This window comes from Marinitoga sp. 1138 (assembly GCF_013363265.1).
In the GTDB taxonomy this organism is placed as follows: domain Bacteria; phylum Thermotogota; class Thermotogae; order Petrotogales; family Petrotogaceae; genus Marinitoga; species Marinitoga piezophila.
The window spans coordinates 89649-101302 of the sequence record NZ_LBFA01000030.1 but is presented as its reverse complement, the minus strand read 5'-3'; the positions used below and the strand labels follow the sequence as shown (position 1 = coordinate 101302).

Here is an 11654-nt window from a genome sequence, read left to right as displayed (position 1 = left end):
AAAGGAAGGGATTAAAATGAACGAATCTGAAAAAAGAAATTTTATTCTTTTTGTTGTTGGAAGAATGGTTTCTTTAATAGGAAGTGGTATTCAAATGGTTGCAATGCCGTTATTTATATTAGATTTAACCGGTTCAGGTACAAAAATGGGATTATTTGCAACTATAAATATGGTTCCCGCTCTTATCATGGCACCTTTTGCTGGAGTAATAGGAGATAGATTCAATAGAAAAAAGATTATGGTACTTATGGATTATTTAAGAGGTTTTATAATTTTATCCCTTGCATATTTGACATATATAAACAAATTGAATTTATTTGTATTATTTTCATTTCAGGTTGTTATTTCTTTACTTGATAGTTTTTTCGGTGCAGCAACCAGCGCTATGATTCCTGATCTTGTCCCCGAAAAAGATTTAATGAAAGCAAATTCAATCACCGAGAGCATTAGTAGCGCTTCAATGATAATAGGTCCTGTATTAGGCGGAGTTATTTATGGATTCTGGGGAATGCAATGGATTTTTATATTAAATGGTATTTCCTTTATCCTTTCAGCCATTAGCGAAATGTTCATCCGATATGAAAAAACAAGCAAATTAAAATCTCACGTAAATGCTAAAATTATTTTAAATGATCTAAAAGAATCCATTCTTTTTATTTTTAATAATGACATTTTAAGAAATCTCATTTTATTGGCAATATCTTTAAATTTTTTATTCAACCCACTTTTTGTTGTTCTTCTTCCATATACATTTAGAGAAATTATTGGTTTTTCTGCACAACAATATGGCTTACTAGAAACATCATGGACTGTTGGAATTTTAGTAGGAAATATCTTTTTAGCTATTTTCTTTTCAAAAAGAAATCCTCAAAAATTATTTAAAAATGGCTTTTATGGTATGATTGTTCTAAATTTTTTAATAGCAATAATGGTATTTCCTGACATATTAGCATATTTTGGTAATATCTGGACAATTTTTATTATAGTTAGTATAATCTTAATCATGATGGGAATTACAAATGCATTTGTCAACACACCTATAAGCGTTTATTTCCAACAAATAATCCCAAACGAAAACAGATCAAAAATTTTCTCTGCACTTGGCGTAATCTTTCAAGCAGCAACACCAGTTGGAATGTTAATTCTTGGCATTTTAATAGATCACGTGGCAGTTCATTGGTTATTTTTAGCAATTGGTATCCTATTGTTTATAGATATATTCTTATTCTCTGGAAAAATTAGTCAAATATCCTTTGTATTACCAGAAGAAGAGTAGCACTCTTCTTCTTTTTTTATAAAGATATTGAAATATATCTGTTATTTTTTTCTCATATAAAATAGTTATAATATACGTGAAATATATATCAAATATATATAGGAGGCGATACAATGAAAATTGCAATTCCAGTATTAGAAGACAATGGGAAATCTTCCCCTATAAGCGAACATTTTGGACACGCACCATATTTTGCTTTTATTACATTAAACGACAATTCTTATGAAGTTGAAGTAATAAAAAATCCTCTTGAAGAACATGGACCTGGAGATATTCCAAATTATCTTAACGACAAAGGAGTTAATATGCTTGTAGTAAGAGGTATAGGCGGAAGAGCAATAGCATTTTTTGAGCAGTTTGGAATTCAGGTAATTAGAGGTGCTGATGGAACCGTCGAAGAAATCATCGAAGCTTTACAAGAACATAAGCTTATAGATAGAGAATATGAAGTAAAAGAAAAATTCCATAATCATTAATAACACCAGGGATAATCCCTGGTGTTTTATTCTAATATCCATTTAAATACTTCATCTTTAGAAATTGTAGCCAGTGCAATATAGTTATCAGCTGCGCCATAATAAATATAATATTCATCCTTATACTCAACCATTGCATCAGAAAACACAACAGTTGGAACGCCACCAAACTTTTCCCATGTTTCTTCAGGTTCAAGAATTGGTTTTTCAGAACGTTTTAATACTTTCGTTGGATCATCAAGATCAAGCAACATAAATCCTAATCTATATATATTTCTCGAAGCCTCTTCGACCCCATGATATAACATTAACCAACCATATTTAGTTTTAATCGGTGGCCCTCCAAGACCTATTTTTAAACTATCCCAATACCCTTCCCGAGGACTGGCTATTTTTACATAATTTCCCCAATGAATTAAATCGTCAGAATACGCAAACCATATATCAGGTTCTAATCTATGAATCATAATATACTTTCCATTAACCTTTTCAGGAAATATACCTGCATCTTTGTTTGGACTTTCAGGCAAAACAATTCCATATCTTTCCCATATAAAAAAGTTCTTTGTAGAAGCCAAAGCAACACTAATATTATCAGGGGAATATGCAGTATAACACATATAATACTTTCCATTAATAAAGGTTAATCGAGGATCCTCTACACCATATAATTCATTTAATTCCTGAGGCTCAAATACAGGTTTTTCCATTCTATTAAAATGCACACCATCAACACTCACAGCATATCCAAGTCTTGAAACCATATCTTCTCCTTGAGCTCTATATAACATATGGAATAATTCCCCGTCATAAACCACAGCAGGATTAAAAACGAATCTCGATTCCCATAAATGATTTGGTATTGGAGCTAATATTGGATTCAATGGATGTCTTTTTAATTTTAAAGCCATAATAACACCTCACTTAATTAAAATTGTATTTTTCATTTGATTTTACCAACAATCCAAAAGTAACAGCTATAGTAAAATAACCAAGACAAATTGGTATTCCGTCTTTTATTCCTCTATAAAATTCTTTCATAGTATCTCTCCAATTTTTTATAATTATAACATAAAATTATTCTGATTTTAACGAATTTTCATTAGTAAATATTATGTTAATTTCAAATTAATAAAAATTATGAAAAATTCTTTGATAATTAGATATAACCACATCTATTTTTATTTTATCCGGGTAAATTAACTCAAATACCATTTTGTCAAGAATGTAAAATGTGCTTTAATTAAATCGGTAACGTTACCGATAACGTTACCGAATAAAAATCCGAGGTGGTTTTTATGGGAAAAAGGTATGTAACAATAAAAGATATTGCAAAAGTTGCTAATGTTTCTATAAATACAGTTTCAAGAGCTTTAAATAATAAACCAGATATTAATGAAGAAACAAAAAAGAAGATCTTAAAGATAGCTGATGAATTAGGATATGTAAAAAATGCAACAGCATCATCTTTGAGAAATAGGAAAACAAAAACAATAGGAGTTATTTTCAAAGATATTACAAACCCTTTCTTTGTTGAGGTTTTAAAAGGAATTGAAAAAGCTACTAAAGAAAATGATTACAGTCTTATTTTAATAGATGTTGAAAAAAATTATGAAGTTGAAAAAAAAGCTCTAAAATTAATGTTCGAAAAACGTGTAGATGGAATATTAATTAGTCCTGTTAGAAATCAAAAACAAAAATCTGATAAATTTCAGGCATTGGTAAACCTCAATATTCCATACGTTATAGTTGGTGATCATTTTGAAGGAATGGATGCCGATGAAATATATGCTGATGATTTTAAAGGCGGATATTTGGCTACAAAACATTTAATAGAAAACGGAAAGAAAAAAATTCTTTTTCTGGACGTGTATAATCATAATTTTGTTTCATATTCAAGGTTTTCTGGTTATAAAAAAGCTTTAAAAGAATATAACATAAGATTCAGCAAAAAAATGGTCTATACAATAGAAGAAGATATGATTGCCGCATACGAAAAGATAAATGAATTAATAAAAGAAAAGGTGGATTTTGATGGAATATTCTGTTTTAACGATATTTTAGCTTATGGTGCATTAAAAGCCTTAAGAGAACATAATATTAATGTTCCAGAAAAAGTAGCTGTAGTGGGATATGACGATATTATTTACTCCTCAATTATAGATTTAACGACAATAATAATACCAAAATTTGAGTTAGGTTTCAAAGCTTTCAATTTATTATTGGAAAAGATTAATAACAAAAGGCATAAACCGGAAAAAATTATATTAGATATTGACTTAATAAAAAGAAAAACCACATAGTGGTTAAATATCAATCCTAAACAGGGGGTGTGAAGGTATGAAGAAGTTTTTAGTAGGTTTCATTGCTGTATTATTGTTGGTAAGTAGTGTATTCGCAGCATCTAATGATTTAGAGATTTTTAGTTGGTGGACCGGTGGAGGAGAAGAAGAAGGTTTATTAGCCTTGTTCCACAGATTTAATGAAATATATCCAAACATAAATATCATCAATGCAGCTGTAGCAGGTGGCGCAGGTACTAATGCAAAAGCAGTTTTAAAAACAAGAATGCTCGGTGGTAACCCTCCAGATTCATTCCAGGTACATGCTGGTATGGAATTAACAGATACATATGTAATTCCAGGATTAATGGAACCATTAACACAATATTTAAAAGACTGGGGCGTATATAATAAATTCCCAAAAGATGTTATGAATATTTGTAGCTATCAGGGAGAAGTATATTCTATACCTGTAAATGTTCATAGAGGAAATGTTGTATTCTATAACAAAAAAATATTCAGAAAATTAGGTTTAACAAAAGAACCAACAACATGGTCAGAATTTTTTGCAGCATTAAAAAAGGCTCAAGAAGCAGGATACATCCCTCTTGCCTTAGGAGATAAAAATAAATGGACAACAACCCATTTATTTGAAAACATAATGCTTTCAACATTTGGACCTGAAGGATATAAAGGATTATTCACAGGAAAAACATCTTTCGATTCTCCAGAATTAGAAATGTCATTTGTTATCCTTGAAAGATTAATTCCATACTTCAATAGAGACCATTCAGCATTAACATGGCAGGATGCTTCAAGACTTGTATTTGAAGGAAAAGCTTTATTTAACGTAATGGGTGACTGGGCAGAAGGTTATTATAAAACATTAGGCTGGAAACCTGGCGTAGACTTTGGATGGTTTGCAGTACCAGGTACAGCAGATGCATTTATGTTTATTTCAGATACATTTGGATTACCAAAGAATGCACCACATAGAGAAAATGCTCTAAAATGGTTAAAATTCATCTCAACCAAAGAAGCTCAGGATATCTTCAATCCAATTAAAGGTTCTATCCCTGCAAGAATTGATGCAGATAAATCAAAATATGATGTTTACTTAACATGGTCAATGAATGATTTCTCAAAAGTTGCAGTTGTTCCATCAATCATTCACGGTTCAGCAGCACCAGAAGGATTTGTAACTACATTAAACGATACATTAAACAGATTCCTTGTTAAAAAGAACGTATCTTCTGCTTTAAGAGATATTATGTGGGCTGCAGAAGACCAGGGATATCTTACTGAATAATAGACAAACCCGGCTTCACAGCCGGGTTTTATAAAAAAAGAGGTGAAAAGATGAGCATTCAAAAAAGAAAATCGAGGATAGGTTTTTTAATAATTCTTCCATCATTGATTTTAATAGGTATATTTGTATATTATTTTATTTTCTGGACAATAAGGACCTCTTTTTCCAACTGGAATAGCTTCAGCAGTTTATTAAGAGGTGTATATAAATTCGTTGGATTTAGAAATTATCAAAGAATATTTATGGATGCAAGATTCCAGACCGATTTGTGGAATACATTGTTTTTTACAGTATTCTTTATAGCAGGTTCTGTTGGATTAGGCTTATTCTTAGCAAATATGATTGACAAAGGATTAAAAGGTTCACGATTTTTCCAAAATCTCTTTTTATTTCCAATGGCAATTTCATTTGTAGTTACAGGTACTGTATGGAGCTGGATTTTTGCACCTGGAAATATTCCTAATGACCCTCAGGGAATTAATTTGTTATTAAAAAAATTTGGTTTAGAAAATCTTCAATGGATGTGGTACACAAGCACAGAAAGTATAGGTCACTTCAATCTTGCTTTAATAGCAGTTATAATAGCTGCCATATGGCAAATGTCAGGATATATTATGGCAATGTATCTTGCAGGATTAAAAGCTATCCCTGAAGATATTCTCGAAGCTGCAAGAGTTGACGGTGCTGATGAAAGATATATATTCTGGAAGATAAAAATGCCTTTACTAAAACCTATTACTTTAAGTGCCATGATAGTTCTTGGCCATGTTTCATTAAAAATATTTGATTTGATATATGCAATGACTGGAAGCGGACCTAATAATGTTACGGACGTTCCTGCTATATATATGTTTGAACTTACCTTCAGATCAAACAGATATGCAATGGGTTCGGCAATTTCTGTAATAATGTTACTTATGGTTGCAGTAATAATTATACCTTATCTCTACTCTTCCCTGAGAAAGGGGGCTGAATAATATGACAATAAAAAAGATGTGGATATATTCATTGCTTATTCTGATTTCAGCATTTTTTATTTTACCTTTTTATGTAACAATAATCACCAGTTTTAAACCTTTAAGCGAAATTTCAATTGCCACAATGTGGGATTTCCCAAAACATTTCTCACTGGAAGGTTTTAAAGGCGCTTTTGAAAAACTTGCTCCAAATATGAAAAATAGTTTTTATTTAACAATTCCTGCAACTGTTATTTCTGCATTATTGGGTTCTATAAATGGGTTTGCATTATCAAAATTAAGATTTAGATTTTCAAATTTAATATTTGCATTAATATTATTCGGCATGTTTATTCCATATCAAAGTGTTCTTTTCCCTTTAATTCAATTCTTTCAAAAAATAGGATTATATGGAACAATTCCGGCTTTAATTATAATCCATGTAATTTACGGTATTCCTATTACCACCTTAATGTTCAAAAATTATTATGAAGAAATTCCTGATGAATTAATTGAGGCTGCGTCGATAGATGGTGCTGGATTTAGAAAGATCTATACACAAATTCTTCTTCCAATATCTATCCCCGGATTTGTAGTTGTGGCAATATGGCAATTTACAAATATATGGAATGAATTTCTATTTGCAGTTACAGTAACAAATAATCCTTCAAAACAACCAATTACCGTTGCTCTTGTAAATCTGGCTGGTAGTCAGGTCGTAGAATGGAATATTCAAATGGCTGGTGCATTAATTGCTGCATTGCCAACATTAATAGTATATATACTCCTCGGAAAATATTTTATTAGAGGTTTATTGGCCGGTTCCGTAAAAGGATGATAGGAGGTCCCTATATGAAAATTTTTAATATAAACTACGAAAATGACTATTTTGAAATTCAAAAAGATAATTATATGGTTTTATTAAAAATGGAAGAAATTCCTGAAGGATATATTCTCAGAGGAAAAATAAAAGGAAAAATTGACAAAATAAACATCTTTGAGGATATTATAGATGAAAATATTATCGTCAATGATTGGCATAGCTGGGGTGAAACAAAAAGTATAAACATAAAGGATTATCCGGAAATAAATTCAGATTATTTTATTCTTTCTGAAAAAAAATTAATAGGATTTTTATCCTCAAATATTTCTCATAATTACTTTGAGGTAAAAAATACAACTGTCTATGGATACATGAATTTCTTTGAAAAAAAATTAGATGATTATATTGATTTTGACCCTTTAATAATTATTGAAGGGAAAAGTCCAGAAGATTTACTTGAAATATATGCTGATTATGTAAAGTTTGAAAATAATATAAAATTGAATAAAAAAAGACCTGTAGGATGGTCTTCATGGTATCAATATTTTGACAAATTAAACTGGGAAGATGTGAAAAAAAATCTTGAATTATCCCAAAAATATGGTTATGAAGTATTTCAAATAGATGATTCATGGCAAAAAGATATTGGCGACTGGGAAGCAAAAAATAATTTCCCATCTTTAAAAGAAATGGCAGAAAAAATAAAATCACATAATATGACGCCTGGAATCTGGACAGCGCCATTCAATGTTTCTGAAACATCTCAAATATTTATAAATCACCAGGATTGGCTCATAAAAGATGAAAATGGAAATCCAAAGATAGCTTATAAAAACTGGAATAAAAACATCTATACACTTGATATAACAAATCCTGATGTACAAAAACATCTATATACATTATTTAAAAATATGTATAATGCCGGTTTCGAATACTTCAAAATAGACTTTCTCTATTCAGGTGCAATAGAAGGAAAAAGATTTGATAATAATATAACTCCAATTGAAAGCTACAGAAAAGGACTGGAGATAATAAGATATGCAGTAAAAGATTCTTTCATATTAGGTTGTGGTGCTCCATTATTACCTTCTCTTGGTTATGTAGATGGAATGAGGGTTAGTGAAGATACAGCGCCTATATATACCACAGATGAATCTGTAAAATTAAATGCATATATCGCTTTAAAAAACAGCATTAACAGGTTTTTCATGAATGAAAAATGGTGGTGGAATGATCCAGATTGTTTAATCTTAAGAAAAGAGGATACTCAACTGGATTCAATTGTTCGCCAGATGTATGGTTATGCCACAGGATTATTGAATTATATGATTATACAAAGCGATAATCTCTCTCTGGATATTGAAGAAGATATATACTTTAAAGTATTAGAGCTTCAAGGTGGAATAGTAAAAGTAAAAGGTATTATGGACGGAAATTATATTATAGAGTCAATTCATCCAAAATATGGAAAGATAACACTAAAAATGAACCTTGAAGAAAAAAGATATAATATAACATTTGAAGACAATATTATTTCATTAAACAAGAAAACAATAGTCAATGAGGATAAAAGACTGTTCCATTTTTATACATTAGAAGGTGAAAATAATGCTTGAAAGACGTTATAATCCTATAACAGATGAGTGGGTAATGATATCCTCTTCCAGGCAGAAAAGACCTAACCTTCCAAAAGACAGCTGTCCTATTTGCCCGGGAGTACTGGAATTACCTGAAGAATATGATTTAGTTAGTTTTGAAAATAGATTTCCTGCTTTAAAAAGAGATGCTGAAAGTGTGGAAAACAATAGTGAAATATTAAAAAAAGCGTCTTCACAGGGAATTTGCGAAGTGGTTGTATACACCAAAGAACATAATTCCGAATTATCAAAAATGCCATTAACTCAAATAGAAAAATTAACCTCAATGTGGGCTGATAGAACTTTAGAATTATCTAAATATGAATTCATAAAATACATTTATATATTTGAAAATAAAGGAAAAGAAGTGGGAGCAACATTACCTCATCCTCATGGTCAATTATATGCCTTTCCTTTTTTGCCTCCAAGAATAAAGGTAAAAATAAATGCATTAAAAAAGTGGTATTCCGAAAGGAAAACATGTTCAATATGTGAAATCATAAATGAAGAAAAAAAACTTAACGAAAGAATCATATACGAAAATGAAACAATGATAGCTATAGTCCCATTCTATGCAAGATATCCATATGAAGTCCATTTATATCCCAAAAGGCATATTAGTTCCATATATGAAATGACCGGAAAAGAAAAGAAGGATTTTTCTAAAGCTCTAAAAATCATTACTTCAAAATATAATGGCCTATTTAATATGCCATTTCCATATATGATGATGTTCTTTCAAAAACCCTTTAATCTACATGAAAATATGCATTATTTCCATTTTCATGTAGAATTTATCTCACCAATGAGAGGACCAAATCTTATAAAATGGATAGCGAGTGTAGAAAGCGGCACCTGGGCTTTTATAAACCCCATTGAACCAGAAAAGGCTGCAGAACAACTGAGAAATATCGAGGTGAATATAAATGATTAAATACAGATCGCCGGGAAGAATTAATATAATTGGAGAACATACTGATTATAATGATGGATACGTATTTCCATTTGCAATAGATAAATACATATATATAAATTTAGAAAAAAGCGAAAAATTTGAATTTTATTCTGAAAGCGAAAATAAAATAATAATTCAGGAAAAACTCGAAAAAACAAATACATGGGCAGATTATATTATAGGTGTAATAAAAGAAATCGAAAAGATTCTTCATATAGGTATACCTCCTTTTAAGATTAACATATCTTCAACGCTTCCAATTGGCGCAGGGCTTTCAAGCTCTGCTGCTTTGGAAGTGGGAATTGCTTATGGAATAAACGACATTCTCAATTTAAATTTATCCCGGGTTGAAATTGCAGAAATTGGTTGGAAAGTTGAAAATGAATTTATTGGTTTAAGGTGTGGAATTATGGATCAATATGCCTGTTCCCTTTCAAAAAAAGACAATGCCATTTTGCTTGATACTTATACAAAACAATTCCAGCATATTCCTCTAAAACTTGGAGAATATAACTTTTTTATCATCAATTCAGGTGTAAAACATGAATTAGGGAATTCCGAATACAACAAAAGAAGGCAGGAATGCGAAGAAGTTTTAAATAAATTAAATAAAAAAACATTTAGAGATGTAAATAAAAATGATCTAGAAAAACTCAACGGAACATTATTTAAACGTGCAAAACACGTCGTTGAAGAAAATGAAAGAGTGTTAAAAACTGTAGAAGCTTTAAAAAACAGCAATATACAAGAGGTGGGGAAATACCTTTTTGAATCACATGAAAGCTTAAAAAATCTATATGAAGTTTCCTGTGAAGAAACGGATTTTATAGTTGATTTTCTAAAAAATAATGTTTTAGGTGCAAGAATGGTTGGAGGAGGATTTGGCGGAAGCATTCTTGTTTTAAGTAAAAAAAATGAATTTTATAATTTAATAGATGAACTAAATAAAAGATACCATGAAAAATTTGGTTTGAATATAGATTATTTTGAAGTTAATTCAGCTAATGGAGTAGAAAAGATAGGTGACTGATGTTGAAATATTTAAATATGGAAGCAATTGAATTGGAAAATGATTTTTTAAAAATTCATATATTGCCAGAATTGGGTGCTAAAATAGCTTCTATATTCTACAAGCCCCAAAACTTCGAGGTTTTATTTCAACCAATAAAGGGGTTTTATGAAAAAACAAAATATGGAGATAATTATGACAAATACGACACCTCAGGCATTGATGAAATGTTTCCAAATATTGATCCCGGAATATATTTAAATGGAAAAGAATTACCGGATCATGGCGAATTATGGTCAATTCCGTGGAAATGTAAAAAAGAGAATAATAAAATTTCCTGTTGCGTAAAAAGTCCTGAATTCAATTATATTTTTTGCAGAGAAATAATACTTTTTAATAATTCAATTAAATTATATTATTCAGTTAAAAATACCGGAAATGATATATTTTATGGTTTTTGGACTTTTCACGGATTACTTGCAATAGATGAAAAAAGTGAAATATTTCTGGAAAATGTGAATCAAGTTCTAAATGTCCATAACAGCAAATTCCTTGGAAAAATTGGAAATATATGTACATATCCAGAATATAATAACTACAAATTAAATAAATTTTTACCGCCATCAAGCCAAAATACAGAAAAGTTTTATATAATAAACAAAATCAATAAAGCAGAGATTACTTTAAACAATAATAAATTAAAATATACAATAGAATTTCCTGACATTCCCTATTTTGGAATCTGGAAAAACGAAGGCGGCTTCAAAAACGAATACAACTGCGCCCTTGAACCTTCAAACGGCTTTTACGATTCATTTGAGATTGCATATAAAAACAAGAAAATTCTAAAAATCCTGCCGAATCAAGTATTAAAATGGGATATAGTTATTAATCTTTCAGAATAAAAACAGATCTTCAAAAATCTGCTTTT

11 protein-coding genes are annotated in these 11654 nt (G+C 30.1%); 10 read left to right on the top strand and 1 reads right to left on the bottom strand.

The window, feature by feature from the left end; translation table 11 throughout:
- Positions 1-16: 16 nt before the first annotated feature.
- The gene (locus XO11_RS10140) at positions 17-1276 is read left to right on the top strand and encodes an MFS transporter (RefSeq protein ID WP_175418589.1); all 1260 of its coding nucleotides are present in this window, start codon (positions 17-19) and stop codon (positions 1274-1276) included.
- 113 nt (positions 1277-1389) lie between these two features.
- Complete coding sequence (locus tag XO11_RS10135; protein ID WP_175418588.1) at positions 1390-1752, top strand: NifB/NifX family molybdenum-iron cluster-binding protein; 363 nt, start codon at positions 1390-1392, stop codon at positions 1750-1752.
- Between the two features lie 26 nt (positions 1753-1778).
- Here the strand turns inward: XO11_RS10135 and XO11_RS10130 are convergent, their stop codons facing one another.
- Positions 1779-2663 carry a glycosidase gene (locus tag XO11_RS10130; protein WP_175418587.1) on the bottom strand — a complete coding sequence of 295 codons (885 nt, stop codon included), beginning with the start codon at positions 2661-2663 and terminating at the stop codon, positions 1779-1781.
- A 387-nt stretch (positions 2664-3050) separates the two neighbouring features.
- Between XO11_RS10130 and XO11_RS10125 the strand changes: the two genes are divergently transcribed.
- From XO11_RS10125 to XO11_RS10090, 8 genes are read left to right on the top strand one after another with little or no spacing between them, the layout of a single operon-like run.
- Complete coding sequence (locus XO11_RS10125) at positions 3051-4055, top strand: LacI family DNA-binding transcriptional regulator (RefSeq protein ID WP_175418586.1); 1005 nt, start codon at positions 3051-3053, stop codon at positions 4053-4055.
- A gap of 37 nt (positions 4056-4092) precedes the next feature.
- The gene (locus XO11_RS10120) at positions 4093-5343 is read left to right on the top strand and encodes an ABC transporter substrate-binding protein (RefSeq protein ID WP_014297502.1); all 1251 of its coding nucleotides are present in this window, start codon (positions 4093-4095) and stop codon (positions 5341-5343) included.
- 50 nt (positions 5344-5393) lie between these two features.
- Complete coding sequence (locus tag XO11_RS10115) at positions 5394-6320, top strand: carbohydrate ABC transporter permease (RefSeq protein WP_014297501.1); 927 nt, start codon at positions 5394-5396, stop codon at positions 6318-6320.
- Position 6321: 1 nt separating this feature from the next.
- Positions 6322-7137, top strand: coding sequence for a carbohydrate ABC transporter permease (locus XO11_RS10110; protein ID WP_175418585.1), 816 nt, complete (start codon positions 6322-6324; stop codon positions 7135-7137).
- A 14-nt stretch (positions 7138-7151) separates the two neighbouring features.
- Positions 7152-8738: a glycoside hydrolase family 36 protein gene (locus tag XO11_RS10105; protein WP_175418584.1), complete on the top strand. Its 1587-nt coding sequence runs from the start codon at positions 7152-7154 to the stop codon at positions 8736-8738.
- A complete protein-coding gene (gene galT / locus XO11_RS10100) occupies positions 8731-9693 on the top strand; it encodes a galactose-1-phosphate uridylyltransferase (protein ID WP_175418583.1) in 963 nt (320 codons plus the stop codon). Before XO11_RS10105 ends, galT begins: the two co-directional genes overlap by 8 nt.
- Positions 9689-10744: a galactokinase gene (locus XO11_RS10095; protein WP_041639164.1), complete on the top strand. Its 1056-nt coding sequence runs from the start codon at positions 9689-9691 to the stop codon at positions 10742-10744. The genes galT and XO11_RS10095 overlap by 5 nt, the downstream gene beginning before the upstream one ends.
- Positions 10744-11628, top strand: a complete 885-nt coding sequence (locus XO11_RS10090; protein ID WP_014297496.1) for a hypothetical protein — start codon at positions 10744-10746, stop codon at positions 11626-11628. The genes XO11_RS10095 and XO11_RS10090 overlap by 1 nt, the downstream gene beginning before the upstream one ends.
- Positions 11629-11654 lie beyond the last annotated feature (26 nt).

Coding starts and splice junctions, on each gene's coding strand:
- XO11_RS10140 (WP_175418589.1), top strand. CDS start 17: ATGAACGAATCTGAAAAAAGAAATTTTATTCTTTTTGTTGTTGGAAGA.
- XO11_RS10135 (WP_175418588.1), top strand. CDS start 1,390: ATGAAAATTGCAATTCCAGTATTAGAAGACAATGGGAAATCTTCCCCT.
- XO11_RS10130 (WP_175418587.1), bottom strand. CDS start 2,663: ATGGCTTTAAAATTAAAAAGACATCCATTGAATCCAATATTAGCTCCA.
- XO11_RS10125 (WP_175418586.1), top strand. CDS start 3,051: ATGGGAAAAAGGTATGTAACAATAAAAGATATTGCAAAAGTTGCTAAT.
- XO11_RS10120 (WP_014297502.1), top strand. CDS start 4,093: ATGAAGAAGTTTTTAGTAGGTTTCATTGCTGTATTATTGTTGGTAAGT.
- XO11_RS10115 (WP_014297501.1), top strand. CDS start 5,394: ATGAGCATTCAAAAAAGAAAATCGAGGATAGGTTTTTTAATAATTCTT.
- XO11_RS10110 (WP_175418585.1), top strand. CDS start 6,322: ATGACAATAAAAAAGATGTGGATATATTCATTGCTTATTCTGATTTCA.
- XO11_RS10105 (WP_175418584.1), top strand. CDS start 7,152: ATGAAAATTTTTAATATAAACTACGAAAATGACTATTTTGAAATTCAA.
- galT (WP_175418583.1), top strand. CDS start 8,731: ATGCTTGAAAGACGTTATAATCCTATAACAGATGAGTGGGTAATGATA.
- XO11_RS10090 (WP_014297496.1), top strand. CDS start 10,744: ATGTTGAAATATTTAAATATGGAAGCAATTGAATTGGAAAATGATTTT.